Below are 24,879 nucleotides of genomic sequence, written 5' to 3' on the forward strand. Positions count from 1 at the left end.
CCTTCCACCGAAGAGGTGCACACCATGGACATCCGTGCTCTCGGCTACCTCCGCCTGGAGACCACCACCCTGGACGAGTGGCGCCGCTACGCGCTCGACGTCCTCGGCATGGTGGAGGCGACCGGCACCACCGAGGACACCCTCTGCCTCCGTCTGGACGACCGCGCCTACCGCCTCGTCGTCCAGGCCGGCGAGAGCGACCGGCTCCTCGCCGCCGGCTGGGAGGTGGCGAACGCCGCCGCCCTGGCCCGCGTCACCGAGGAGCTGGAGGAGGCCGGCGTCGCCGTCAAGGCCGCCGACCCCGCCGTGCTCGCCGAGCGCCGCGTCCAGGGCCTGATCCACGTCACGGACCCGGGCGGCAACCCGCTGGAGATCTACTGGGGCCAGGCCCAGGACCACAGCGCGCTCGGCACCCCGTACGGCAACCGCTTCGTCACCGGCGACCTCGGCCTCGGGCACGTCGTCCTCCCGGTGCCGGACATCGAGGCCGCCCTCGACTTCTACGAGAACCTGCTCGGCTTCCAGCTGCGCGACTCCATGAAGCTGCCCCCGCAGGCCGTCCCGACCGCCACCGAGCAGCGGGACTTCCACTGGATGCACTTCCTCAGCCCCAACCGCCGCCACCACAGCCTCGGCCTCTACCCGGGCTCCCTGCCGCCCGGCATCGTGCACTTCATGGTCGAGCTGGAGACCCTCGACGACGTGGGCCGCGGCCTCGACCGCATGCACGCGGCGGGCATCCCCATCGCCTCCAGCCTCGGCCGCCACACCAACGACCGCATGGTCTCCTTCTACGCCCAGGCCCCCGGCGGCTTCCAGGTCGAGTACGGCTGGGACGGACTCGTCGTCGACCCCGCCACCTGGGTCGCGAAGGAGATCACCGCCGACAGCTTCTGGGGCCACCAGTGGAACGGCTGATCCCGCCCGCCGAGTTCCGGGACGTCCTCGGACGCTTCGCCAGCGGCATCACCGTCGTCGCGACGCTCGACGCCGACACCGCGGAGCCCGTCGGCTTCGCCTGCCAGTCCTTCGCCTCGCTCTCCCTCGACCCTCCGCTGGTCATGCTGGCCGTCGGCAAGCACTCCAGCAGCTGGCCGAGGATCGAACGGGCCGGCCGCTTCTGCGTCAACATCCTCGCCGAGGACCAGCAGGCCACCTGCGCCGCGCTGGGCCGCAGCGGCCCCGACAAGTTCGCCGGGGTGCCCTGGAGCACCGGCGAACACGGCACCGTACGCGTCGAAGGGGCCCTGGCCCACGTGGAGTGCGAGCTCGACGCCGTGTACGAGGCGGGCGACCACCACCTGGTGACCGCCCAGGTGGTGGCGCTCGACGCCGGCGAGGACGGCAGGCCGCTGCTCTTCTTCCGCAGCCGCTACGCCGTGGGAGCCTTCTGATGCCGCTCGACCCCGAGAAGGCGACCTCCGCTCCGCCGGTCCGCACGGAGGTCGCCTGGGACGAGCGCGACGTACGGCTCTACCACCTGGCGCTCGGCGCCGGCGCCCCCGAGACCGATCCGCGCGAACTGCGCTACGTCTACGAAGGGCACGCGCGGGGCCTCCAGGTCCTGCCCACCTTCGGCGTGGTCGCGGGCGGCACCGGCGGCGTCGGCTTCCAGGTCTTCGACCTGCCGGGCGTCGACATCGACCTTGCGCACGTGCTGCACGGCGGCCAGGAGATCACCGTGCACCGCCCGCTGCCCGCCGCGGCGCGGGCGACCGCCGTCACCCGCGCCACGGCCGTGTACGACAAGGGCGGGGCCGCGGTCCTCGTCCAGGAGTCCACCCTGCTCGGCGAGGACGAGGAGCCGCTGATCACCCAGCGCAACCAGATCTTCGTCCACGGCGAGGGAGGCTTCGGCGGCGACCGGGGACCCTCCGAGCGGCTCCCCGCGCCCGACCGGGCCCCCGACCTGGTGGTCGAGATCCCGACGCTCCGTCAGCAGGCCCTGCTCTACCGGCTCACCGGGGACTGGAACCCGCTGCACGCCGACCCGGCCACCGCCCGCCGGGCGGGCCACGACCGGCCGATCCTGCACGGGCTCTGCTCCTTCGGGATGGCGGTCAAGGCGGTCACCGACCGCCTGCTCGGCGGCGACGCGAGCGCGGTCGCCTCCTGCCGCACCCGCTTCGCCGGGGTCTTCTTCCCCGGCGAGACCCTGCGGCTGCGCGTCTGGGACACCCCCGACGGCCACCGGCTGACCGCCACGTCGGCCGACCGGGGTGACGCGCCGGTCCTCACCGACGCGCGGATCACCGCCCGATGACCCGGCGGCCGGGGCGGAGGACGGTCCGCCCCGGCCGTCGACCCACCCGGGGCCTGCCGGACAGGCCCCGTCACGACCAGGGAGAACACGATGAACGACACGTGGGACCACACGTACGACGTGGTGGTCGTCGGCTCCGGCGCCGCCGGCATGGCCGCGGCCCTCACCGCACGGCTGCGCGGCCTGACCGCCCTGGTCGTGGAGAAGACCGAGGTCTACGGCGGCTCGACCGCCCTGTCCGGCGGCGCGATATGGGTCCCGGACAACTTCCACCTCGACGAGGCCGGGCTCGGCGACACCCCCGAGAAGGCCCGCGCCTACCTGGACGCCACCGTCGGCGACCGGGTCCCCGCCGCCCGCAAGGACGCCTACCTCACCCACGGCCCCCGGATGGTCCGCGAACTGCACGACCGCACCGCCGTGCGCTTCGTCTACACGCCGGGCTACTCCGACTACTACCCCGAGCGGCTCGGCGGCTACCCGCAGGGCCGCTCGATCGAACCGCAGGTCTTCGACTTCCGCACGCTCGGCCCCGAGCACCGCGCCACCATGCGGCGCGCCGGGCTCCCCACGTACGGCCTCACCATCACCTCCAAGGACTTCCGGCAGCTGAACATGGTGGGACGCACCTGGGCCGGCCGCCGCACCGCCGTCACGGTGGGCGCCCGGGCGGTCCGGGCCCGGCTCTCCGGACGGGAGCCACTGTCCCTCGGCGAGGCGCTGATCGCCCGCATGCGCCACTCCCTCGACGCCCTCGGCGCCGACCTGTGGCTCTCCGCCCCGCTGACCGGGCTCGTCGAGGAGGACGGCCGGGTCACCGGCGTCCGCGTCACCCGGGACGGGCGGGAGCTGACCGTCCGGGCGGCCGGCGGCGTCGTCCTCGCCTCCGGCGGCTTCTCCCACGACCAGCGGCTCCGCGAGAAGTACCTGCCCGCGCCCACCTCCACCGCGTGGAGCTCCGCCTCCGAAGGACAGACCGGCGACGCCCTCGAACCGGCCGTCGCCCTCGGCGCCGCGACCGACCTGATGGACAAGGTCTGGGGCGCGCCGTCGGTGGTGCCCCCGGAGGGGAGGCCCTTCTTCCTGGTCGCCGACCGGGGCATCCCCGGCATGATCATCGTCGACGAGGCGGGGGAGCGGTACGCCAACGAGGCGGCGCCCTACCACGAGTTCGTCGACGCCATGTACGCGCACGACCGGCCCGGGGCGGGCACGGTGCCGTCCTGGCTGATCCTCGACGCCACCGCGAAGTCCCGCTACCTCTTCATGGGCCTCTTCCCGGGCCAGTCCTTCCCCAAGGCCTGGCTGGAGAGCGGCTTCGTGAAGCGGGCGGCGACCGTCGAGGAGCTGGCCGCCCGCATCGGCGCCGCCCCCGAGCGGCTCCGCGCCACCGTCGAACGGTTCAACGGCTTCGCCCGCACCGGCCGCGACGAGGACTTCCACCGCGGCGAGAGCGTCTACGACCGCTACTACGGGGACCCGACGCTGCCCAACCCGAACCTGGCCCCGCTCGACAAGGGCCCGTACTACGCGATCCCCGTGCACCCCGGCGACATCGGCACCAAGGGCGGACTGGTCACCGACGCCACGGCCCGCGTCCTGCGGGAGGACGGCAGCGCCATCGACGGCCTGTACGCCTCCGGCAACGTCTCCTCCGCCGTCATGGGCGAGACCTACCCCGGCCCCGGCGCGACCATCGGCCCCGCCATGACCTTCAGCTGGCTCGCGGCCGACCACATCTCCCGCACGCGCTCCGCCGGGGCGCGGTGAACGCCCCCGTGACGGACCTGCGCGGCAGGACGGTGATCATCACCGGTGGGGCCCGGGGCATCGGCGCGGAGGCCGGCCGGGTCGCCGTCGAGTGCGGCGCCCGGGTCGTCCTCACCGACGTACGGGAGGACGAGGGCCGGGCCGCGGCGGAGCGCTTCGGCGACCGCGCCCGGTTCCTGCGCCACGACGTGACCTCCGAGGACGACTGGCGCGCGGTCGTCGACTTCACCGCGACCGCCTTCGGACGGGTGGACGGGCTCGTCAACAACGCCGGGATCTCCGGCGGTTCCCACCGCCTGGAGGAGCAGACGCCCGAGGACTTCCGCCGCGTCCTCGACATCGACCTCACGGGCGTGTTCCTCGGCCTGCGGGCCGTGATCCCGGCGATGCGGGAGAACGGCGGCGGCTCCGTCGTCAACGTCTCCTCCGCCGCCGGCCTCATGGGCCTGGCCGGGACCGCTGGGTACGGCGCGGCCAAGTGGGGGGTGCGCGGGCTCACCAGACTCGGCGCCGTGGAGCTCGCGGCCGACCGGATCCGCGTCAACTCCGTCCACCCCGGCATGATCCACACCCCGATGACGGCCCACGTGGGCATCGAGCGGGGAGAGGGAAAGTACCCGGACACACCCATGGGCCGGGTCGGCGAGCCCCTGGAGATCGCGCGGGCCGTCGCCTTCCTGCTCTCCGACGCCGCCTCGTATGTCACGGGCGCCGAACTGGCCGTCGACGGCGGCTGGACGGCCGGCCCGGTCCCGCGACCGAAGAAGGAGACGCTCTGATGCCCGTCGACCTGACAGGAAAGGTCGCGCTGGTCACCGGCGCGGCACGCGGCATGGGCGAGGCCGAGGCCCGGCTCTTCGCCGCCCTCGGCGCGAAGGTCGTCCTCACCGACGTCCTGGCGGCGGAGGGCGAGGCGACGGCCGCCTCCCTCGGCGCCGCGGCCCGCTTCGTACGGCACGACGTCACCGACGAGACGTCCTGGGCGGCCGCCGTGGACACCGCCCTGGACGCCTTCGGACGGCTCGACGTCCTCGTCAACAACGCCGCCGTCTACTCCACCGCGCTCATCACCGAGGAGGACCCCGCCCGCCTGGAGACGATCCTCCGGGTCAACCTCGTCGGCCCGTTCCTCGGGATCCGCGCCGTCGCCCCCGCGATGCGGGCGGGCGGCGGGGGGTCCGTGGTCAACATCTCCTCGCAGGCCGGCCTCCAGGGCATCTGGGGCCACGGCGCCTACGGGGCAGCCAAGTGGGGCCTGCGCGGCCTCACCAGGACGGCCGCCCTGGAACTCGGCGGGGACGGCATCCGGGTCAACTCCGTCCACCCCGGCGCCATCGCCACGGCCATGACCGCCCACCTGGGCACCAAGGACCATCCCGCCGCGCCGCTCGGCCGGGTCGGGGAGCCCGAGGAGGTCGCCCGCCTCGTCGCCTTCCTCGCCTCCGACGAGTCCTCGTACCTGTCCGGCGCCGAACTCGCCGTGGACGGCGGCGCGTCGGCGGGCCGCATGCCGGCCCTCGCACCGAAGGGAGAGCACCAGTGAACCGCACCCCGAAGGGAGCCGGCGCGTGAACCGGCCCGCCCCCGACGTCCAGGCCGTCATCGACCTGGCCACCGCCGGATTCCCGCCGCTGGCGACCGAGATGACGGACATCGCCGAGGTGCGCGCCTTCTTCGCCGCCCGCTCCGGACCGGCCGCCGCCCCGCCGCCCGTCGCACGCGTCACGGACGAGGACGCCGACGGCGTGCCCGTCCGCGTCTACGACCCGGGCGTCCACGAGACCGCCCCCGTGATCGTCTTCTGTCACGGGGGCGGCTTCGTCCTCTGCGACCTCGACAGCCACGACGCCTTCTGCCGCTCCCTCGCCCTCGCCACGGACGCGACGGTCGTCTCCGTCGACTACCGCCGCGCCCCCGAACACCCCTTCCCCGCCGCCCCCGAGGACGCCTACACGGCCCTCCTCTGGACGGCGGCGACGTTCCCCGGGCGCCGCCTCGCCGTCGCCGGGGACAGCGCGGGCGCGAACCTCGCCACCGTCCTCACGCTGCTCTCCCGCGACCGGGGAGGCCCCGAGATCGTCTGCCAGGCGCTCTACTACCCGATGCTCGACCCCACCCGCTCGCGCCCCTCGCACCGCGAGAACGCCCAGGGGTACTTCCTCACCGCCGACCACCTGCGCTGGTACTGGGACGGCTATCTGTCGTCCCCCGTCGACCGCACCAGCCCCTACGCGGCACCCCTCGCGGGCGGCGACCTCTCCGGGCTCCCGCCGGCCCAGCTCGTCACCGCCGGCTTCGACCCGCTGCGCGACGACGGCCTGGCGTACGCGGAGGTCCTCGCCGCCGCCGGAGTCCCCGTGGAGGCCCGGCACCACGCCGGGATGTTCCACGGCTTCCTCTCCATGGCGGGCGCCCTGCCCGAGGCGGCCGAGGCCCGCGCGACCGCCTTCGCCGCCCTGCGCCGGGCCCTCGCCGCGCCCTGATCCGCCGCCACGCGCGCGTACGCCCCGCCCCTCACCGATCGCGTGAGGGGCGGGGCGTACGCGCGCGGCGGCCCGGGTCAGCCGCGTATCAGCTCGAACCCCTTGTATCCCGAGGCCGCGACGTCCGCGATGATCTCCCCGTACAGCCCGAAGCCACCGATGAACGGCATGAACACCCGCGGCTTCCCCGGGATGTTGGCCCCCAGGTACCAGGAGTCGGCCTCCGGGAACAGCGTGGCCGCCGCCCGGTCGCGGCACTGCGCCACCCACTGCTCGACGGCCTCCGCGCTCGCCTCGATCGCCCGGTAGCCGTGCTCGTCGAGATGGCGCAGGCAGTCGCCCAGCCAGTCGCCGTGCTGCTCGGCGCAGAGCACGACGTTGGCCATGACGGACGGGCTGCCCGCGCCCGTCAGGCTGAACAGGTTCGGGAAGCCGTCGACGCCCAGACCCAGATAGGTGCGGGGACCGCCGCTCCAGGCCTCCTTCAGGCTCCGCCCGCCGCGCCCCCGGACGTCCACCCGGTCGAGCGCGCCGGTCATCGCGTCGAACCCGGTCGCGAACACGATCGCGTCCAGCTCCACCCGGGTCCCGTCGGACAGCACGACCCCGCCACCGTCGATCCGTTCGATCGGATTCTCCCGCAGGCCCACGAGCCGCACGTCGTCACGGTTGAAGGTCTCGTAGTAGTCCGAGTCCGTGACGATCCGCTTCGTGCCGATCGGGTGGTCCGTGGGCACCAGCAGGTCGGCGTCCGCCGGGTCCTCGATGAGCGCGCGGACCTTCTCCTCCCAGAACGCCCGCGCCTCGGCGTTGGCCGCGCGGTCGGTGAGCTGGTCCGGGAAGGTCTTCGAGTACAGGACCCCACCGAGCTCCCACCGCTCCTCGAACGCGGCCCGCCGCTCCTCGGGGGAGACCGCGAAGGTGGGAGACGGGTGCGCCGCGTGCGGCGAGCCGCCGCCGCTCAGCCGCGACAGGCGCCGCCGCTCGGCGTAGCCGGCCTTCTGCCGCCGGCGCGTCTCGTCGTCCAGAGGGCTGTTGCCCGCGGGGATGCTGAAGTTGGCGCTGCGCTGGAAGACGGTGAGGTGCGCCGCCTGCTCGGCGATCAGCGGGATCGCCTGGATGCCGGAGGAGCCGGTGCCGATCACGCCGACGCGCTGTCCCGCGAAGTCTACGCCCCCGTGCGGCCAGGCGCCGGTGTGGTGGATCGCGCCGGCGAAGTCGCCGGCCCCCGGGATGTCCGGCACGTGGGCGCTGGAGAGGCACCCGACGGCGAACACGCAGAACCGGGCCGACACCACCTCTCCGGCGTCCGTGCGGACGGTCCAGCGCAGGGTCTCCTCGTCCAGCTCGGCCGAGGTCACGGAGGTGCCGAAGGAGTAGCTGCGGCGCAGGTCGAAGCGGTCGGCGACATGGCGCAGATAGCGGACGATCTCCGGCTGCGTCGCGTACTTCTCGCTCCAGTCCCATTCCTGCTGGAGCTCCTCGTCGAAGGAGTACGAGTAGTCCACGGACTCCACGTCGCAGCGGGCGCCGGGGTAGCGGTTCCAGTACCAGACGCCGCCCACGTCCTCGCCCCGCTCGAAGCCGCGCACGGCGAGACCGAGACCGCGCAGCCGGTGCACGGCGTACAGGCCGGTGACGCCCGCTCCGACGACGACCACATCGACCACATCGACCACATCGACAACACCGACGGCATCGACGGCACCGCCGGACTGGATCTTGCTGTCGTTCACGTTCGTACTCTCCTCATCGGGTGGTGGTGTTCTCCGCCGACCGCCGCAGCGCCTTCTTGTCGACCTTGCCCGCCGCGTTGTGGGGGAGGGCGGCAAGGGTGTGGAAGGCGCGCGGGACCTTGAAGTTGGCCAGCCGCTCGCGCGTGTACGAGGTCAGCCCCGCCGCGTCGACCGGGGCCCCGGCCGCCGCCACGACGTACGCGACGCCGACCTCCCCGAGCCGGGGGTCGGGCGCGCCGACGACCGCCGCCTCCAGGACGTCGGGGTGACCGCGCAGCACCTGCTCCACCTCGGCCGGGTACACGTTGAACCCGCCCACCACGAACATGTCCTTCAGCCGGTCGGTGATCCTCAGGAAGCCGCGCTCGTCGAGCACCCCGACATCCCCCGTGTGCAGCCAGCCGTCCGCGTCGACGGCCCGCGCGGTGGCCTCCGGGTCGTCGAGGTAGCCCCGCATCACGTGCCCGCCGCGGGTGAGGATCTCGCCCGGCTCCCCGGGCGGCGCGTCGATGCGCAGCTCCGTGCCCTCCAGCGCCTTCCCGGAGGTCCGTGCCAGCGTCCGGGGCGACTCGTGCGGCGGGCAGATCGCGACCACGCCCGTGGACTCGGTCAGTCCGTAGGCCGTACTGACGCTCCGCGCACCGAGGTTCGCCCTGATCTCCTCGATCAGCGCGGTCGGGATGTTGGCCGCGCCCGTGACCGCCATCCGCATCGCGCTCAGGTCGTGCGCCGCGCGCCGGGGATGGTGGATGAGCGAGGTGAAGACCGTCGGCGCGCCGGTCAGGACGGAGATCCGCTCCTCCTCCATCCGGCGGAGCACGGTGTCCGCGTGGAACACCCGCTCCGGCAGGATCGTGGCCCCGTGCAGCAGACAGGCGAGGACGCCGGCCTTGTAGCCGAAGGTGTGGAAGAAGGGATTGACGAGCAGGTAGCGGTCGCCGCGCCGGAGCGTGACCGTGCGGGCCCAGGCGTCGTACACGCGCAGGTTCTGCCCGTGGGTGGTGGGCACGCCTTTGGGGCGGCCGGTGGTGCCGGAGGTGAAGAGGATGTCGGCGGTGTCGTCGGGGTCCACGGCGGCCGTGCGGGCCAGCCGTTCCTCGGCGCTCACCCCGTCCGCGCCCGACAGGAACGCCGGCCAGTCGGCGGAGTGCAGGGTCACCGTCCCCGCCAGGAGCGGGAGTTCCTCACCCGACTCCGCGAGCAGCGCCCGGTAGTCCGTCCCCAGGAAGTCGTGCTCGGTGAACAGCAGCCGGGTGCGGGACCGGCGCAGGATGTCGGCGGCCTCGGCCGCCTTGTAGCGCGTGTTCACCGGGACCAGCACCGCTCCGGCCGCCACCGCGCCGAGCGCGGCCACCACCCAGCGCGCGCTGTTGGGCGCCCACACCGCGACCGACTCGCCCGGGCGCACCCCCCGCGCGATCACCGCGCGGGCCGCCCGGTCGACCCGCTCGCGCAGGTCCGCGAACGTCCAGCGCTCCTCGCCGAAGACGAGGGCCTCCTCATCCCCGTACCGCTCCGCGGCCCAGTCCGCGAGCCGGGCGATGGTCTGCGCGCCCCTCATGATCTGTCACGTCCTCCCTGCTGCCCCGTCCCCCGGCGGGGCGCGGGCGGTGGAACCACAGCGGATCGGAGCCTGTCAGGGAGGGAGGTCCGGGCGCAGGGGCCGATTCCCGCTCACCGGGAAGGTGACGTCAATTCTTGGGAGTGGGAGTGGGAGCAGCCTGCGGGGCACTCGCGAGCGGGGCCCCGGGCGCGGACGAGCGGCCCGCCCCTCACCGAGGACCGGGCTGCTCGCTCACCAAGTACCGCGCGTGGCTAGACCGTTCGGCCCGCCGGGTGGAGGTTGACGCGTTCCCTGACCACCGGGAAGCCGGCCCGCGCGAAGTTCGCGGCCATGGGGACGTTGCCCCGGTCGGTGGCCGCGCCGATGGACTCCGCGCCCTCCGCGACGAGGACGTGGGCGCACTCCACGAGGAGGTCGAAGGCGTAGCCCCGGCCGCGGTGCTCCGGGACGACCCCGATGAAGCCGATCACCGGGCCCGAGGGGTTGTGGGCCGGGATGTGGATGCCCACCAGGTCGCCCTCCGGCGTGTGCGCGGTCTGCCACCACTCCCGGGGGGAGGGGCACCAGTGGAAGAAGGCGAGTTCCTCCCGGGCGGCCTGGTCGAGACCGCCCTCCGCGACGGCCCGGAGCGCGTGGGCGTCCAGGGTGGCGGAGTGGATGCGGCGCAGGGCGTCGAAGAACACGCCGTCGTCGGGTTCGGCGGAGAAGCGCAGGCGTCCGGGCCGCTCCGGCAGACCCCGCTCCGGGGTCCAGCGGTACAGGAGGCGTTCCACGAGGGGTGCGTACCCCGCGGCGCGCGCGGCGGCGAAACGCGCCTCGGCGGCGGCGCGCAGGCCGGGCGTCTCCCGCCAGTCGGCGGGCAGGTTGATCTCCAGTTCGACCTGCCAGGGGGCGGACCGCAGGAGGGCGGCCCCGGCCTCCTCCTCGCCCTCGGCCACGTCGAACCAGTTGATGTTGACGGGCTCCGCGTCGTCGGGGCCGCCCCACCAGGCGCCGCGCGCGACGACCCGGCCGTCGCGCAGGGCGACGCGCTTCCAGTCGGGACGGAAGCGGGTGAGCCGATGGCCCTCGCGGGCGCCCAGGGGGTCGGGCAGTGCGTCGAAGAGCGGGGCGTCGCTCGCGGAGAGCGTGCGGATGACCGGACCGGTCATGGATTCCTCCGGGAAAGGCTGTGCGGAGCGCTCCCGGTCAGAACGGTCGGACCACGCCGGGACAGCGGAAGAGGGAGCGCGGGAAAGGTGTGGACTGCACGGCACTCGCCTCCTTCCTGAGGTGTCAGGGCGTGAAGCCACACCGTAGGCGATCTTCCTCGGGCACGTCCACGGATTTCCGGGCCCCCCTGTACGGAAAAGGGGATGCAGACGAAACGTCTCGTCTTCTACGGTGGGGCCATGCGCCACCACTACTTCCTCTGAGTCCGGGCACGGCCGTCGCCGCCGTACCCGCTGTCCCTCGACACCCCGACTCAGGAAGTTCCGCCATGCGTGCACGCGCACAACTCGCCGTCAAGGACGTCACCAAGTCCTACAGCCTCCGAACCGTCCTCGACCAGGTCACCTTCACCGTCCGCCCGGGCGAGAGGGCTGCCGTCGTCGGTGAGAACGGCTCCGGAAAATCCACCCTCCTGCGGCTGCTCGCCGCCGCCGAGACCCCGGACACCGGGGAGGTCACCGTCGAATTCCCCGGCGGCACCGGTCATCTCGGCCAGACCCTCGACCTCGCGGCGGACCGCACCGTGCAGGACGCCGTCGACCTCGCCCTCCACGAACTCCGCGCCATGGAGGACCGGCTGCGCCGTGCGGAGGAGGGCCTCGGCACGGCGTCGCCGGAGGAGCTCACCGCGTACGGCGAACTGCTCACCGCCTACGAGGAGCGCGGCGGATACGAGGCGGACGCCCGCGTCGACGCCGCCCTGCACGGCCTGGGGCTCGCCGGGATCGGCCGCGACCGCGAGCTCGGCTCGCTCTCCGGCGGCGAGCGGTCCCGCCTCGCGCTCGCCGGGGTCCTCGCCGCCGCCCCGGAGCTCCTGCTCCTGGACGAGCCGACCAACCACCTCGACGCGTCGGCCGTGCGCTGGCTGGAGGAACGGCTGCGCGCCCACCGAGGCACCGTCGTCGCCGTCACGCACGACCGGGGCTTCCTGGAGCGCGTCGCCACCACCGTCCTGGAGGTGGACCGGGACACGAGGACCGTGCGGCGGTACGGGGACGGCTGGGCCGGCTACCGGGCGGCGAAGGCCGCGGCCCGCCGCCGCGCCGAGCAGGAGCACGCGGCCTGGCTCCTGGAGACGGCCCGCACCGAGGAGCTGCTCGAAGCCGCCGGGCGGCGGCTCGCCACGACCGGAAAGGACCCGGGGCAGGGCTTCGGCAAGCACCGCCGCTCCCACGAGGCGAAGCTCGGCGGACAGGTCCGGGCGGTCCGGGAGCGCCTCGCCCTCCTGCGGCGCGAGCCGGTGGCGGCGCCCCCCGAACCGCTGCGGTTCACCGCGACACCGCTCACGGCGGACGGCACGGACCCCGGCGACGGTCCCCTCGCCGAGCTGCACGGGGTCACCGTCGGCGACCGGCTGCGCCTGGACGGCCCGCTGGCCGTCGACCCGGGTCAGCGGCTGCTGGTCACGGGCGGGAACGGTGCGGGCAAGACCACCCTGCTACGGGTCCTCGCGGGCGATCTCGAACCGGACGCGGGCACGGTCCGCCGCCCCGCGCGGATCGGTTACCTCGCGCAGGAGCTGCCCGCGCACTCCCTCCGGCTCCCGCTGCTCGCCGCCTTCGCGGCCGGCCGTCCGGGACCGCCGGAGGAGCACACCGCACAGCTCCTCGCCCTGGGCCTGTTCCGCGAGCAGGACCTGGAGGTCCGGGTCGAGGCGCTGTCCGTCGGCCAGCGGCGGCGCCTCCAGATCGCCCGGCTGGTGACCCGGCCCGCGGACCTCCTGGTCCTCGACGAGCCGACGAACCACATCGCGCCGGACCTCGTCGAGGACCTGGAGACGGCGCTCGCAGGCTATCCGGGAGCGGTCGTCGCGGTCTCCCACGACCGGGGCTTCCGCGAGAGGTTCCCCGGCGACCGCCTGGAGATCCACGCCGGCCGGAGGCGCGACCGCTCCTGATCCCGCACAGGTCTCCCTGCGACCGCGTGGACGTGCGCAGCGGCCGGACGCGCGACCGCTCCTGACCCCGGAGACGCGGGAGCGGCCGTCCGAAGATCCACGACGGCCGGAGGCGCGACGTGCCTTGCCCCCGGGCCCGGAGTGGTTCCCCGGCGACCGCGTGGACGTGCCCAGCGCCCGGCGGCGGGACCGCTCCTGACTCCGGAGGCGCGGGAGCGGCCGTCCGGACATCCACGCCGACCGGAGGCGCGACTTGCTCCTGGGCCCGGAGCCGTTCCCCGGCGACCGCCTGGACGTGCCCAGCGCCCGGAAGCGCGACCGCTCCTGACCCCGGAGACGCGGGAGCGGCCGCCCGGGGACGTGCGTCGGCCGGACGCGCGACCGCTCCCGACCCCTCAGGGGCCGGGAGCGGTCGGCAGGGCGGTCAGCGCGCGACGAGCGCGGGCACGACCGTGCGGAGCACCTCGGCGGACAGGACGCCCTCCCGGACGAGGACCGGGACGTCGCCCGTCAGGTCGACGATCGACGAGGACAGCGGCCCGGCGGTCCGCCCGCCGTCGAGGTACACGGCCACCGAGTCGCCGAGCATCCCGAGGGCCGCGTTGCAGTCCTCGGGCGACGGCCGGTCCGTGAGGTTCGCGCTGGAGACGGCCATCGGACCGGCCGAGGCCAGCAGGTCCAGGGCGAGGGCGTGGTCGGGCATCCGGACGGCCACCGTGCCGCCGGTCTCGCCCAGGTCCCAGGCCAGGGAGGGCCGGTGCCGGAGCACCAGTGTCAGACCGCCCGGCCAGAACGCCCCGATCAGGTCCTCCGCCGTCTTCGGCAGCTCGGCGACCAGGTCGTCGAGCGCCTCCTTGGAGCCGACGAGCACGGGGGACGGCTTGTGCCGCCCGCGCCCCTTCGCGGCCAGCAGACCGGCCACGGCCCGGGGATCGAACGCGTCCGCGCCGATGCCGTAGACGGTGTCGGTCGGGAGGACGACGAGACGCCCCTCCCCGAGGGCCGCCACCGCCGCCTCGATGCCGGCCGACCGCTCCGCCGCGTCCGCGCAGTCGAAGCGGCGCGCCGCGGGGCCGCTCACGTGGCGTCCTCGACGCCGTGCGAGGTCACCAGGCGGGCGCTGCCCTCGGCGAGCTGGTACGCCAGTCCGACGACCGCCACCTCGCCCCCCTGCACCTGATCCGACAGGACCCGGGAGCGGTCCATGAGCAGCTGCACCGTGTGCCTTATGTGCTCGTCGATGATGTCGCTGTCCTCGGTCAGGCCGGCCGCGCGGGCCGCCAGCACGCTCGGCGTCACGCGCTCCACCACGTCCCGGACGAAGCCGACCGCCGGAAGACCGTCCTCCACCGCGCTGCGGGCGGCGGCGACGGCGCCGCACGAGTCGTGGCCGAGGACGACGACCAGCCGGCAGCCGAGCACGCTCGTGGCGTACTCGACGCTGCCCAGCACCTCGGCGCCCAGCACGTGACCCGCGGTGCGCACGACGAACAGGTCACCGAGTCCCTGGTCGAAGATGATCTCCGCCGCGAGCCGCGAGTCGGAGCACCCGAGGATGACCGCGAACGGCTCCTGCCCGGGTGCGAGCTGCGCGCGGCGCGCGGCGTCCTGGTTGGGGTGTTCGGGCGTCCCGGCGACGAAGCGCTTGTTGCCGGACAGCAGGGCGTCGAGGGCGACGGCAGGAGAGGTACGAGGCATGCCACCCACTGTAACGAGCCGCTCCCGGCCCGCCTCCGGCCGGTCCCGGCGCAGGTCGGCGCGCGGGCCGCGGAACCCGTGCCCGGATCCCGCCGTGCCCGCCCGCGGATCCGCCCGCCCGCGCGCCGGTCCCGCGCCGCCCGCGCGCGGTCCCCGCCGTCCGGGCGTCCACCTCGGGGCGTCCGGACCCCCGGTCCCGGTTCAGCCGTCCGGGCGACCCCGCCCCGGGGTAGCCTGCGCGACGCGGATCTCCGTCGGGGTCGCCGAGCGGTTCCGCCGGAGGCACGCCCCCGTGGGCCGACCCTCCTCACAGGAAGACACGCCATGACGCACCCGCAGTTCGGCGACTACCAGAACGAGATCTACCTCAACGGCCTCGGCGGGGTGACCCCCGACCTGCCGATGACCTACGCGGACCTGGAGGCGAAGGCCCGGGGCGCGCTCCCGCCGTCGGTCCTCTCCTACGTGGCCGGGGGCGCCGGGGACGAGTTCACCCAGCGCGCCAACGTCCGGGCCTTCGAGCGGTGGGGCCTGTACCCGCGGATGATGGTCGGCGCGAGCCGCCGGGACATGACGGTGGACCTCTTCGGCCTCACCCTGCCCTCGCCGCTCTTCATGGCGCCCGTGGGGGTGATCGGGCTCTGTGCCCAGGACGGCCACGGCGACCTGGCCACCGCCCGGGCCGCCGCCCGCACCGGCGTGCCGATGGTGGCCTCCACGCTGACCGTCGATCCGCTGGAGCGGGTGGCCGCCGAGTTCGGTGACACCCCCGGCTTCTTCCAGCTCTACACGCCCACCGACCGGGACCTGGCCGCCAGCCTGGTCCACCGCGCGGAGGCGGCCGGATTCAAGGGCGTCGTCGTCACCCTCGACACCTGGGTCACCGGCTGGCGCCCGCGCGACCTGGCCGCGAGCAACTTCCCGCAGCTGCGCGGCCACTGCCTCGCCAACTACCTCAGCGACCCGGTCTTCCGGGCCCGCCTCGCGAAGGCGCCCGAGGAGGACCCGGGCGCGGCGGTCCTGGAGTGGGTGAGCGTCTTCGGGAACCCGCTGACCTGGGACGACCTGCCCTGGCTCCGGTCCCTGACGGACCTCCCGATCATCCTGAAGGGCCTCTGCCACCCGGAGGACGTCCGCCGCGCCAGGGACGGCGGGGTCGACGGGATCTACTGCTCCAACCACGGCGGCCGCCAGGCCGACGGCGGTCTGCCCGCGCTGGACGCGCTGCCCGCCGTGGTCGACGCGGCCGACGGCCTGCCCGTCCTCTTCGACTCCGGTGTCCGCAGCGGCGCGGACGTGGTCAAGGCCCTCGCCCTCGGCGCCACCGCCGTCGGCGTCGGCCGCCCGTACGCCTACGGGCTCGCGCTCGGCGGTACGGACGGCGTCGTCCACGTCCTGCGGTCGCTGCTCGCCGAGGCCGACCTGATCATGGCCGTGGACGGCTATCCGGCGCTGTCGGACCTCACCCGCGAGGCACTCGTACGCCTCTGACTCCTCTGATCACGGGCAGGGCCCGGTCACGCCGGAGGGGACCGGGCGCCGGGCCGGCAGATTTTGCCCGCCCGTGGTTGCCGCGTCGAGAGCCCCGTCGGATCTTGGTCACCATGCTTTCGGGCAGCTGGTTCTGCTGGTCACGGGGGGTGCGCAGGGGCCCTGCGCCCTGAGCGGGGAATGTTCATGCAGCTCGAGTTCCGGCACCTCCGTGTCCTGCTCGCCGTCGCCGAGGCCGGCAGCATCCGGAAGGCCGCCGCACGCCTCCAGCTCTCGCAGCCCGCCACGAGCGCGCAGTTGAAGCGGATCGAGCACGAGCTGGGCGGCCCGCTCTTCGTCCGCAGCGCCGAGGGCGTGAAGCCGAACGAGAACGGGCAGTACGTGCTCCGCTGCGCGCGCGACCTGGTGGTCGGCTTCGACCGGCTGCGCGAGCACGCGCGGTCCGCCGCGGAGGCGGACCCGGGGACCGTCGCGCCGCTGCGGGCGGGCGGCACCGCCGGACCCCTGGTCTCGCTGCTGGTGTCGGCCCTCTTCGAACTCGTCCCGGAGAGCCGGCTCACGATCGACGCCAGGCGTTCCGTGCACACCCTGGTGAAGGCCCTGAGCCGGTCGAAGTGCGACATCGCGGTCTACGGGGAGTTCCCGGGCTTCCCCCTGCCGGTCGGCGAGTCGGTGGTGACCCGCACGCTGCTGCGCGAGCCGGTCTTCGTCCTCCTCGCCGAGGACCATCCGCTGGCGGGCCGGGAGCGGGTCCGGCTGGGTGACCTGCGCGACGAGGAGTGGGTCATGCCGGAGGCGGACGAGAGCGGGGTGCACGCGTACCTCCATCTCACGTGCCAGGCGGCGGGGTTCACCCCGCGCGTCGCGCACGTGACGACGGACCTCTCCGTGGCGCGGATCCTGGTCGCCGGCCGTCGCGCCGTCTGCGGCGTGTGGCCGAGCGCCGACGTCCCCGCCCAGGGCACCGTGCAGCGGCCCCTGGTGGACGTGCCCTTCCACCGCCGGCTCCAACTGGCCTGGAACCCGGCCTCGGTGCCGCCCGCACTCGCCGAGGCGGTCGGCGAGCGGCTGTCGGCGGCGTACCTGTCGCTGGTGCGCGAGCGGCCCCGGTACCTCGCCTGGTGGGAGGACGGCGGAGCGGAGTTCGCGCTGGGCACGGACGGCTGACCCCCTCCGGCCCGGGTCTCCGGCCGCCCGTCCGTACCGCCTCCTCGGTCTTCCGTGCGCCCGTGCGCCGCCCCCTATAACCCCGCGGTTGTATCCCACCTGGGATCACGTCAGGAACATGTCACCTGGTGAACACTTCGCGTCAACGTCCCAGGACGTCGTCACCCCCCCACGACGAGCGAAGGAACACCCCGTCATGTCCCGTCCTCTCCTTGCTCTCTCCACGATGGTCGCCGCGGCCGTCATCACCACGGGCGCCCTGGCCGTGCCGGCCTGGTCGCAGCCCGACGCGGCCCGGCGGAGCACCTCCGCCCGCGACACGGCGATATCCCGGGCCGAGGCGAACGTGAACCGGCACGCCGCCACCTTCGGTTTCGGCGCCGGCCAGAAGCTCCACGTCAAGGACGTCGTGCTCGACGCCGACGGCACCCAGCACGTCCGCTTCGAGCGGACCTACCGCGGCCTCCCGGTCGTCGGCGGCGACTTCGTCGTCCACCAGAAGGCCGACGGCTCCCTCAAGGGCTCCACCCACGCCAGGGCGCACCGGGTCGCCGTCGCCTCCGTCACCCCCGGGATCGACGCCAGGGGCACCGCCGCCGGCGCCCTGAAGCGCTCCGAGGGAGTCGTCGACGAGGCCCGGTCCACCCCCGAGCTGATCGTGTGGGCCGCCGACGGCACCCCGCGCCTCGCCTGGCGCACCACGGTGCAGGGGCTGGGCGACAAGGGCCAGCCGCACGGCGAGGTCTTCGTCACCGACGCCACCACCGGCGCCTCCATCGAGAACTACGACACCGAGCGCGAGGCGACGGCCACCGGCCACTCCGAGTACACCGGGGACATCACCCTCGACACCACCCAGCAGGCCAACGGCACCTTCGCCCTGATCGACCCGGTGCGCGGCCACGTCACCAAGGACGCGCGCAACGTCTCGTCCTCGTCCCTGAACAGCTCCTCGGGCACCCTGTTCACCGACGCCGACAACATCTGGGGAGACGGCCGGAAGTTCTCCACCGACCGCGCCACCGCCGCCGTCGACGCGCACGCCAACACCGCGAAGACGTACGACTACTACAAGTCCACCTTCGGCCGCAGCGGCATCAAGAACGACGGCCGGGGCGCCACCGTCTTCGTCCACGTCGGCACCAACTGGGACAACGCCCAGTGGTCGGACGCCTGCTTCTGCATGATGACCGGTGACGGCGACGGCAGCGTCGACCCCGAGCAGGTCGACCTCGACACCATGGGCCACGAGATGACCCACGGCGTCACCTCGGCCACCGCCAACCTCCGCTACAGCGGGGAGTCCGGCGGCCTCAACGAGGCCACCAGCGACATCTTCGGCACGATGGTCGAGTGGTACGCGAACAACACGGTCGACACCCCGGACTACCTCTTCAGCGACCAGTCCACCCCGCCGTGGCTGCGCCGCATGGACAAGCCCTCCCTGGACGGCCGCTCGGCCGACTACTGGTCGAAGTCCGTGGGCCGGCTCGACGTGCACAACTCCTCGGGCGTCGGCAACCACTGGTTCTACCTCGCCAGCGAGGGCAGCGGCAGCAAGACCATCAACGGCGTCGCCTACAACAGCCCCACGTACAACGGCTCCACCGTCACCGGCATCGGCAACAAGAAGGCCTCCGCCATCTGGTACCGGGCGCTGACCGTCTACATGACCTCCACCACCGACTACAAGGGCGCGCGGGCGGCGACCCTGAGCGCGGCGAAGGACCTGTACGGCGCCACCGGCACCGAGTACGCCACCGTGGCGAAGGCCTGGACCGCGGTCAACGTCGCCTGACGCTCCCGAGGGGGATCCCCGTCGGCCGCCTTCCCCGAGGAGGCGGCCGACGGGCGGGAGACCGGCCGGCGCGGCGTCAGACGACCGACAGGACGATCTTGCCGGTCGTGCGGCCGCGCTCGCCGAGCTCATGGGCCTTCGCCGCCTCGGACAGCGGCAGGACGGTGTCCACCACGGGACGCAGCGCGCCGCTCTCGACCAGGGCGGCGATCTCGCGCAGACCGAGGTGGTCCGGCTCGACCAGGACCCAGACGGCCCGCACGCCGTCGGGGGCGGCCGGCACGTCGTCCGGGCCGGGCAGCGTGATGAGCCGCCCGCCGCTCCGCAGCACCTTCAGGGAGCGCTCGGCCGTCTCGCCGCCGAGCCCGTCGAGGACGACGTCGACCTCGGAGACGACGTCCTCGAACGGGGCCTCGCGGTAGTCGATCACCTCGTCCGCGCCGAGCTCCCGCAGCAGCCCGTGCTTGGCCGCGCTGGCCGTGCCGATGACGTACGCGCCGCGCGCCTTGGCGATCTGGACGGCGAAGTGGCCCACGCCGCCGGCCGCCGCGTGCACGAGGACCCGCTCGCCGGGCCGTACGTCCGCCGCGTCGACCAGGGCCTGCCAGGCGGTGAGCGCGGCCAGCGGGAGCGCCGCGGCCTCCACGTGGCTGAGGGACGCCGGCTTGGGGGCCAGGTGACGGGCCGGTGCCACGACGTACTCGGCGTATCCGCCCGCCTGGCGGGGGAACAGCGGCATCCCGAAGACCTCGTCCCCCGGGCGGAGACCGCCCACGCCCGGCCCCACCGCCTCGACCGTGCCGGACACGTCCCAGCCGACCACGGCCGGAGCGCCCCACTCGATGAGCCCGCCGCTCGCCCGGGTCTTCCAGTCCACCGGGTTCACCCCGGCGGCGTGGACCCGCACGAGGACCTCGTTCAGGCCCGGCTCCGGGCGCTCCACCTCGCGCTCGACGAGCTTCTCGGGACCGCCCCACTGCTCCACGACCACCGCGCGCATGTTCTCCGCCTTCTTCCTTCTCGACCGGTGTCCGCCGGAACCTCTCCGACGTCGACCCGTTCACCCTCCCGTCCCGCGGTCCTCCACGGTGTTGGCCCTCGGGCCACTATGTGTCAGGATTTGGCCATGGACGAGACGACCCCGCACCCGGCGGCCCTCCGCCCCCACCGCGTCGCGGTCCTCGCGCTGCCCGGCGTGCCGCCCTTCGAGCTCGGCATCCCCTCGCGCGTCTTCGGCAGCGCCGAGGACGACCGGGGCCGCCCCCTGTACGAGGTGACCGTCTGCACCGCGGACGGTGAGCCGGTCCTCAGCGACGCCGGTTTCGTCGTGCAGCCCGCGGCGGGCCCCGAGGCGCTCGTCGCCGCCGACACCGTCGTCGTCCCGCCGACGCACGCCATGCCGGAGCTCGGGCAGGGCGGCCCGCTGCCGCCCGAGGTGGCGCGGGCCATCGCCGGGATCCGGCCCGGCACCCGCCTGGTGTCCATCTGCACCGGGTCCTACGTGCTCGCCGCCGCCGGTCTGCTGGACGGGCGCCCGGCCACCACCCACTGGAACCTGGCCCCCGAGTTCCGGCGGGCGTACCCCCGCGTCCAGCTCGACGAGGAGGTGCTCTTCGTCGACGACGGGGACGTCCTCACCTCGGCCGGGGTGGCCGCCGGGGTCGACCTCTGCCTGCACATGATCCGCCGCGACCACGGCGCCGCGGCGGCCAACCGGGCCGCCCGCATGTGCGTCGTACCGCCGTGGCGGGACGGCGGACAGGCCCAGTTCATCGACCGGCCGGTGCCCGAGCCGACCCTCGCCAGTACGACCGCGACGCGCGCCTGGGCCCTCGAACACCTCGGTGAGCCGCTCACCCTCGCCCGGCTCGCCGACCACGCCCGGATGAGCCTGCGCTCCTTCACCCGGCGGTTCCGGGACGAGGTCGGGATGACCCCCGTGCAGTGGCTCACGGCGCAGCGCCTGGAACTGGCCAAGCAGCTCCTGGAGACCACCGACCTCCCCATCGACCTCGTGGCGCACCGGGCGGGCATCGGCTCGGGGAACTCGCTGCGCGCCCACATGCGGACGGCCTTCGGCGTCTCGCCCGCCGCCTACCGCCGGGCGTTCGGCGCCTCCGACCCCCTCGTCGGGGCGTCGTAGCGGGGCCCGGCGGGTCAGCCCGCCCAGCGCCCCGAGAAGAAGGTCACCGCGAGGACGACGGAGAGCGGGACCGACAGGCAGAGCCAGGCGGCCGAGCGCCGGGGCCCGCGCGCCGTCCACGCGGCGAGGCCGGTCCAGAGCGGCCACCACAGGAGGGTGGCGCGCGGGACGGACATGTACCAGTACGAGGTGCCCAGCGCCCAGAGGCTGAGCGCGACGTACACGGCCTCGGGCCAGCGGCGGGCGCGGACCAGCAGGGCCACCGTCACCAGCCCGACCGCCATCGCGACCAGTTCGGCCTGCCACATCAGGGCGTACGGGGTGGTGTAGCCGTGCCCGAAGGCGGCGTCCCAGGTGGTGCCCCACGCCTCCCAGGGGGTGTGGAACGCGCGGTACCAGCCGCGCTCCTGGGCGTGCTTCCAGGCCATCACGTCCCCGGTGTGCGCGTACAGGTACCAGGAGTAGAGGACCGGCGGCAGCGCGGGCAGCGTCAGCCACGGCAGTCTCCGCAGCTCGCCCCGGGCGCGGGCCGTCAGGGCGAAGTGCACGACCAGCGCGGCGGCCAGGAACAGCCCGCTGACGCGCACGGTGGTGGCACCGGCCGCCAGGAGCGCGGCGAGCCGCCAGTCGTGGCGCCGCGCGGCGAGCCAGGCCGGCAGGGCGAAGGCGAGGAAGAGGGACTCGGTGTAGCCGACGGCGAGGAACACCGCGCACGGTGACACCAGCAGCAGCAGGACGGTCCGGCGGCCCTCCGCGAGCCCGGGGAGATCGAGCCGCGCGACGCGGCCCAGGGCGACGCAGGCGACGGCCCCGGCGACGAGGGAGACGAGGAGCCCGGTGGCGGTCCAGTCGCGCACGAGCGGCTGAAAGGCCCTGAGGACCAGGGGGAAGCCGGGGAAGAAGGCCTCCCTGTTGTCCCACTCCGCCGGCCGCGCGGCGGGATCGTCGGGGAAGTAGCCGTCGCGGGCGATGTGCAGGTAGTGGCTCCAGTCCCACTGCCCCACCACGGCGGCGAACGTCCCCGGCCGGTGCGCCTCGGGATCGCGCGGGAAGAGCCAGGCGGTGCAGTACGCGGTGAGGAGCACGGCGACGCGCGTGAACAGGTAGAGCGTGAGGACGTCACGGTCACCCGCGTCGAGACGCGGTCGGATCCGGCGCGGCGATGGCGGGGCCGCGGTGGGGCGTATCGCTCGGACATCTCGGTCCAGCAGGGTCATCGGGGTCGTCCGCATCTCTCTGAGGGCGTGGCGGGGCGCGGGACGGCCCGATGTCGCGGGGCGGTCCCGTGGTCGCGGTGGAGTGGGGCGCTAGCCGGCGCCGCCCGGGGGTGACGTGGTCGTGGTCCCGAGCGGGGGAGCGCTGGTGGAGGTGCTCAGCGGCGGGGCGGTGGTGCGCCGGGGGTACGGGGCCTCGGTGGTCGTGCTCGTACGGGCCGGGGTCGGGCCGCCGACCGACGGGGTCGTCGCGGGCAGGACCGGCTGGGACGGGCCGTTCACCAGGGCGGCGAGCCCGGCGCCCGCCCCGCCCACGACGAGGCACGCGCTCGCGGCCAGCACCGCCAGGCGGCGCCGGTGGGCCCGCCGGCCCCGGGCGGTGATCTCGGTGGCCGGAGCGTAGGAGGCGCGGGCCCGGCCCGCCGCGGCGGCCTCCTCGAAGAGCGACTTCAGCGGGTCGTGGGACTCATTCACCGGATGCCTCCTCGCTGGACGAACGGTCGGTACGGGGACGCGCGTCCGGCTCGGCCCCGGTGCCGGGGCGCGTTCCCCTCGGGTCCTCGATCCGGTGGGCGAGCGCCGCCCGGCCGCGGGACAGATGGGTCTTGACGGTGCCGGCCGACAGACCGGTCTCCTCGGCGACCTGGTCGACGCTCAGGTCGCACAGGTAGTGCAGGGCCAGCGTCCGCCGCTGCTGCTGGGGGAGGCCGCGCAGCGCCTCGACGAGCACCAGATGGTCGGGCCCGGGGCCCTCGACCGTCGGCGGCGGCGCCCCCCGCCGCCACGCCTCGGACGACCGCCGGCGGAACCGCCAGCGGCTCACCGCGAGCCGCCACGCGACCGTGCGGATCCACGCCTCGGGACGGCCGTCCCGGTCGAGCTGCCGACGCCGGTCCCAGCCCTTCACGAAGGCCTCCTGCACGACGTCCTGCGCCTCGTGCAGGTCGCCCAGCATCACGTACAGCTGGCCCGTGAGCCGCGCCACCGTATGGGCGTAGAACTCTTCGAACTCCTCGACGGTCAACGAACACTCCCGGATCTCCGACTACACCCCGCATACGCCTGCCGTGGGTCCTCCGGTTGACACGGAACCCCACGGACCAGAGTGATCGTGATCACACGGTCGGACCCGCGGGACACGCCTCGGCACGGAGCCGCCGGGCAACAGGACACACCCCGGCACCTGAGGTATGCCTTTTTCCATGGGGTCCCGCCGCCGAGCCTTCGCCCCGCGCCTGTCCCGGCGCGGCGGCCGGCTGCTGCTCGCCGTGCCCTTCGCGCTGATCGCCCTGGTCACGGTCGTGGACGTGCTCGTACCCCCCGAGGTGCACCTGGGGCCGTTCCTGATCGCCGCGCCCGCCGTGACGGCGTCCTTCGCGGGCGCGCGGATGACGGCCTTCGTGGGGGCGGTCGCCGTCGCCGCCCAGTCGGTGGTGGCGGCCGTACGGACGTCGTTCACGGACCTCAACCACACCTACCAGATCGTCGCACTGGTCCTGATCTCCGTCATCGCGACCTTCTTCGCCCATCTCCGCGAGCGGGACGAGAGCAGGGTGGCGCGGCTGCGGTCGATCGCGCACGCCGCCCAGAGCGTCGTGCTGCGCCCCCTGCCCCACCGGGCGGGCCCGCTGCGCATCGCCTCGGTCTACCTCGCGGCCGAGGAGGAGATGCAGATGGGCGGCGACCTGTACGCGGCGGCCCGCACGGCGTCCGGGACCCGGCTGCTGATCGGCGACGCCCGGGGCAAGGGGCTCGACGCCATCAGCGAGGCCTCCCTCGTCCTCGGCGCCTTCCGGGTGACGGCCCGGCGCGAGCGGGAGCTGCCGGAGCTCGTCGGACACCTGGAGGCCGGGGTCGGCACGGGCACGGAGGAGGAGGCCGGCGACCCCGGCGGGGTGGACTCCGGCGCCCCGGGGGCGGCCGACGACACGGACGAGGCCTTCGTCACCGCGCTCGTGCTGGACATCCCCGACCGCGAACCGGTGGTGCGGCTCGTGAACCGGGGGCACCCGCCCCCGCTGCTCCTCCGGGACGGGAAGGTCATCCCGCTCGACACGGCGGAGTCGAGCCCTCCGCTGGGGCTCGCGGACATCGTCTCCCCGGAGGCCACCGTGGAGACCTTCCCCTTCGGGGTCGGGGACGTCCTGCTCCTCTACACGGACGGGGTGGTGGAGGCGCGGGACCGGACGCGCGCCTTCTACCCGCTGGCGGAGCGGCTCGCGGCCTGGGCCGGGGACGATCCGCCCACCCTGCTCGGCCGGCTGCGCGCCGATCTGGAGGCGTACGCGGGCGGCCGTCTCGGCGACGACGCGGCACTCGTCGCGGTCGAGAGGCTGCCCGCGGAGCCGTAGGGCCGGAGGTCGTCGACGGCCCGCGGAGCCGCCGGTCCGGAGGCCCCTGACGGCCCGGAAAGCCCTGCATGGATTGCACAGATGGCATGTTG

Annotated in this window: 22 protein-coding genes; 13 read left to right on the top strand and 9 right to left on the bottom strand. The window is 74.4% G+C overall.

Going from position 1 to position 24,879, the window contains the following annotated elements; genetic code table 11:
- Positions 1–24: 24 nt before the first annotated feature.
- The 7 genes from ACFYXU_RS18965 (at position 25) to ACFYXU_RS18995 (ending at position 6,516) form a co-directional block, all read left to right on the top strand.
- On the top strand, positions 25–918 hold the full coding sequence (locus ACFYXU_RS18965; RefSeq protein WP_389458720.1) for a VOC family protein: 894 nt from the start codon (positions 25–27) through the stop codon (positions 916–918).
- The gene (locus ACFYXU_RS18970) at positions 906–1,394 is read left to right on the top strand and encodes a flavin reductase family protein (RefSeq protein ID WP_361391163.1); all 489 of its coding nucleotides are present in this window, start codon (positions 906–908) and stop codon (positions 1,392–1,394) included. Before ACFYXU_RS18965 ends, ACFYXU_RS18970 begins: the two co-directional genes overlap by 13 nt.
- Positions 1,394–2,263: a MaoC/PaaZ C-terminal domain-containing protein gene (locus ACFYXU_RS18975; RefSeq protein WP_389458722.1), complete on the top strand. Its 870-nt coding sequence runs from the start codon at positions 1,394–1,396 to the stop codon at positions 2,261–2,263. The genes ACFYXU_RS18970 and ACFYXU_RS18975 overlap by 1 nt, the downstream gene beginning before the upstream one ends.
- A gap of 90 nt (positions 2,264–2,353) precedes the next feature.
- Positions 2,354–4,033, top strand: coding sequence for an FAD-dependent oxidoreductase (locus ACFYXU_RS18980; RefSeq protein ID WP_389458724.1), 1,680 nt, complete (start codon positions 2,354–2,356; stop codon positions 4,031–4,033).
- 8 nt (positions 4,034–4,041) lie between these two features.
- Positions 4,042–4,812 (top strand): glucose 1-dehydrogenase, encoded by a 771-nt coding sequence (locus ACFYXU_RS18985; RefSeq protein ID WP_361391172.1) that lies wholly within the window; start codon positions 4,042–4,044, stop codon positions 4,810–4,812.
- Complete coding sequence (locus tag ACFYXU_RS18990; RefSeq protein ID WP_376517726.1) at positions 4,812–5,576, top strand: glucose 1-dehydrogenase; 765 nt, start codon at positions 4,812–4,814, stop codon at positions 5,574–5,576. Before ACFYXU_RS18985 ends, ACFYXU_RS18990 begins: the two co-directional genes overlap by 1 nt.
- A 25-nt stretch (positions 5,577–5,601) precedes the next feature.
- Positions 5,602–6,516 (top strand): alpha/beta hydrolase, encoded by a 915-nt coding sequence (locus tag ACFYXU_RS18995; protein ID WP_389458726.1) that lies wholly within the window; start codon positions 5,602–5,604, stop codon positions 6,514–6,516.
- 77 nt (positions 6,517–6,593) lie between these two features.
- Here the strand turns inward: ACFYXU_RS18995 and ACFYXU_RS19000 are convergent, their stop codons facing one another.
- The 3 genes from ACFYXU_RS19000 to ACFYXU_RS19010 all read right to left on the bottom strand — a co-directional run bounded on the left by ACFYXU_RS19000 (position 6,594) and on the right by ACFYXU_RS19010 (position 10,967).
- Positions 6,594–8,252, bottom strand: a complete 1,659-nt coding sequence (locus ACFYXU_RS19000; RefSeq protein ID WP_389458728.1) for a flavin-containing monooxygenase — start codon at positions 8,250–8,252, stop codon at positions 6,594–6,596.
- A gap of 13 nt (positions 8,253–8,265) precedes the next feature.
- Positions 8,266–9,813 (bottom strand): FadD3 family acyl-CoA ligase, encoded by a 1,548-nt coding sequence (locus tag ACFYXU_RS19005; protein ID WP_389458730.1) that lies wholly within the window; start codon positions 9,811–9,813, stop codon positions 8,266–8,268.
- A gap of 254 nt (positions 9,814–10,067) precedes the next feature.
- Complete coding sequence (locus ACFYXU_RS19010) at positions 10,068–10,967, bottom strand: GNAT family N-acetyltransferase (protein WP_389458732.1); 900 nt, start codon at positions 10,965–10,967, stop codon at positions 10,068–10,070.
- A 329-nt stretch (positions 10,968–11,296) separates the two neighbouring features.
- Between ACFYXU_RS19010 and abc-f the strand changes: the two genes are divergently transcribed.
- Positions 11,297–12,925 (top strand): ribosomal protection-like ABC-F family protein, encoded by a 1,629-nt coding sequence (gene abc-f / locus ACFYXU_RS19015; protein WP_389458734.1) that lies wholly within the window; start codon positions 11,297–11,299, stop codon positions 12,923–12,925.
- Positions 12,926–13,349: 424 nt separating this feature from the next.
- Here abc-f and ACFYXU_RS19020 read toward each other — a convergent pair whose 3' ends face one another.
- Positions 13,350–14,006: an L-threonylcarbamoyladenylate synthase gene (locus tag ACFYXU_RS19020; RefSeq protein ID WP_389458736.1), complete on the bottom strand. Its 657-nt coding sequence runs from the start codon at positions 14,004–14,006 to the stop codon at positions 13,350–13,352.
- Complete coding sequence (locus tag ACFYXU_RS19025) at positions 14,003–14,623, bottom strand: carbonic anhydrase (RefSeq protein ID WP_376516271.1); 621 nt, start codon at positions 14,621–14,623, stop codon at positions 14,003–14,005. Before ACFYXU_RS19025 ends, ACFYXU_RS19020 begins: the two co-directional genes overlap by 4 nt.
- A gap of 324 nt (positions 14,624–14,947) precedes the next feature.
- On the opposite strand from ACFYXU_RS19025, the gene ACFYXU_RS19030 reads away from it, so the two are divergent.
- The 3 genes from ACFYXU_RS19030 to ACFYXU_RS19040 all read left to right on the top strand — a co-directional run bounded on the left by ACFYXU_RS19030 (position 14,948) and on the right by ACFYXU_RS19040 (position 19,079).
- The gene (locus ACFYXU_RS19030; protein ID WP_389406018.1) at positions 14,948–16,114 is read left to right on the top strand and encodes an alpha-hydroxy-acid oxidizing protein; all 1,167 of its coding nucleotides are present in this window, start codon (positions 14,948–14,950) and stop codon (positions 16,112–16,114) included.
- A gap of 186 nt (positions 16,115–16,300) precedes the next feature.
- Positions 16,301–17,281: a LysR family transcriptional regulator gene (locus tag ACFYXU_RS19035; protein ID WP_389458738.1), complete on the top strand. Its 981-nt coding sequence runs from the start codon at positions 16,301–16,303 to the stop codon at positions 17,279–17,281.
- A 196-nt stretch (positions 17,282–17,477) separates the two neighbouring features.
- Positions 17,478–19,079 (top strand): M4 family metallopeptidase, encoded by a 1,602-nt coding sequence (locus ACFYXU_RS19040; RefSeq protein ID WP_389458740.1) that lies wholly within the window; start codon positions 17,478–17,480, stop codon positions 19,077–19,079.
- Between the two features lie 76 nt (positions 19,080–19,155).
- Here ACFYXU_RS19040 and ACFYXU_RS19045 read toward each other — a convergent pair whose 3' ends face one another.
- The gene (locus tag ACFYXU_RS19045) at positions 19,156–20,079 is read right to left on the bottom strand and encodes an NADP-dependent oxidoreductase (RefSeq protein WP_389458742.1); all 924 of its coding nucleotides are present in this window, start codon (positions 20,077–20,079) and stop codon (positions 19,156–19,158) included.
- A 126-nt stretch (positions 20,080–20,205) separates the two neighbouring features.
- On the opposite strand from ACFYXU_RS19045, the gene ACFYXU_RS19050 reads away from it, so the two are divergent.
- The gene (locus ACFYXU_RS19050) at positions 20,206–21,222 is read left to right on the top strand and encodes a GlxA family transcriptional regulator (RefSeq protein ID WP_389458744.1); all 1,017 of its coding nucleotides are present in this window, start codon (positions 20,206–20,208) and stop codon (positions 21,220–21,222) included.
- A gap of 14 nt (positions 21,223–21,236) precedes the next feature.
- On the opposite strand, the gene ACFYXU_RS19055 is transcribed toward ACFYXU_RS19050, so the two are convergent.
- The 3 genes from ACFYXU_RS19055 to ACFYXU_RS19065 all read right to left on the bottom strand — a co-directional run bounded on the left by ACFYXU_RS19055 (position 21,237) and on the right by ACFYXU_RS19065 (position 23,460).
- Positions 21,237–22,439: a mannosyltransferase family protein gene (locus tag ACFYXU_RS19055; protein WP_389458746.1), complete on the bottom strand. Its 1,203-nt coding sequence runs from the start codon at positions 22,437–22,439 to the stop codon at positions 21,237–21,239.
- Positions 22,440–22,529: 90 nt separating this feature from the next.
- On the bottom strand, positions 22,530–22,910 hold the full coding sequence (locus ACFYXU_RS19060; RefSeq protein ID WP_376516282.1) for a hypothetical protein: 381 nt from the start codon (positions 22,908–22,910) through the stop codon (positions 22,530–22,532).
- Positions 22,903–23,460, bottom strand: a complete 558-nt coding sequence (locus ACFYXU_RS19065) for a SigE family RNA polymerase sigma factor (protein WP_376516285.1) — start codon at positions 23,458–23,460, stop codon at positions 22,903–22,905. The genes ACFYXU_RS19060 and ACFYXU_RS19065 overlap by 8 nt, the downstream gene beginning before the upstream one ends.
- A gap of 178 nt (positions 23,461–23,638) precedes the next feature.
- Here ACFYXU_RS19065 and ACFYXU_RS19070 point away from each other — a divergent pair, with 178 nt between their 5' ends.
- Positions 23,639–24,787: a PP2C family protein-serine/threonine phosphatase gene (locus ACFYXU_RS19070; RefSeq protein ID WP_376516287.1), complete on the top strand. Its 1,149-nt coding sequence runs from the start codon at positions 23,639–23,641 to the stop codon at positions 24,785–24,787.
- Positions 24,788–24,879 lie beyond the last annotated feature (92 nt).

The sequence above is a fragment of the Streptomyces sp. NPDC002232 genome (assembly GCF_042890295.1).
GTDB lineage: Bacteria > Actinomycetota > Actinomycetes > Streptomycetales > Streptomycetaceae > Streptomyces.

Bases quoted from the DNA above. Each gene is read 5' to 3' on its own strand.
- ACFYXU_RS18965 (WP_389458720.1), top strand. From the start codon at position 25: ATGGACATCCGTGCTCTCGGCTACCTCCGCCTGGAGACCACCACCCTG.
- ACFYXU_RS18975 (WP_389458722.1), top strand. From the start codon at position 1,394: ATGCCGCTCGACCCCGAGAAGGCGACCTCCGCTCCGCCGGTCCGCACG.
- ACFYXU_RS18980 (WP_389458724.1), top strand. From the start codon at position 2,354: ATGAACGACACGTGGGACCACACGTACGACGTGGTGGTCGTCGGCTCC.
- ACFYXU_RS18990 (WP_376517726.1), top strand. From the start codon at position 4,812: ATGCCCGTCGACCTGACAGGAAAGGTCGCGCTGGTCACCGGCGCGGCA.
- ACFYXU_RS19005 (WP_389458730.1), bottom strand. From the start codon at position 9,813: ATGAGGGGCGCGCAGACCATCGCCCGGCTCGCGGACTGGGCCGCGGAG.
- ACFYXU_RS19010 (WP_389458732.1), bottom strand. From the start codon at position 10,967: ATGACCGGTCCGGTCATCCGCACGCTCTCCGCGAGCGACGCCCCGCTC.
- abc-f (WP_389458734.1), top strand. From the start codon at position 11,297: ATGCGTGCACGCGCACAACTCGCCGTCAAGGACGTCACCAAGTCCTAC.
- ACFYXU_RS19025 (WP_376516271.1), bottom strand. From the start codon at position 14,623: ATGCCTCGTACCTCTCCTGCCGTCGCCCTCGACGCCCTGCTGTCCGGC.
- ACFYXU_RS19030 (WP_389406018.1), top strand. From the start codon at position 14,948: ATGACGCACCCGCAGTTCGGCGACTACCAGAACGAGATCTACCTCAAC.
- ACFYXU_RS19035 (WP_389458738.1), top strand. From the start codon at position 16,301: ATGCAGCTCGAGTTCCGGCACCTCCGTGTCCTGCTCGCCGTCGCCGAG.
- ACFYXU_RS19040 (WP_389458740.1), top strand. From the start codon at position 17,478: ATGTCCCGTCCTCTCCTTGCTCTCTCCACGATGGTCGCCGCGGCCGTC.
- ACFYXU_RS19045 (WP_389458742.1), bottom strand. From the start codon at position 20,079: ATGCGCGCGGTGGTCGTGGAGCAGTGGGGCGGTCCCGAGAAGCTCGTC.
- ACFYXU_RS19050 (WP_389458744.1), top strand. From the start codon at position 20,206: ATGGACGAGACGACCCCGCACCCGGCGGCCCTCCGCCCCCACCGCGTC.
- ACFYXU_RS19055 (WP_389458746.1), bottom strand. From the start codon at position 22,439: ATGACCCTGCTGGACCGAGATGTCCGAGCGATACGCCCCACCGCGGCC.
- ACFYXU_RS19070 (WP_376516287.1), top strand. From the start codon at position 23,639: ATGGGGTCCCGCCGCCGAGCCTTCGCCCCGCGCCTGTCCCGGCGCGGC.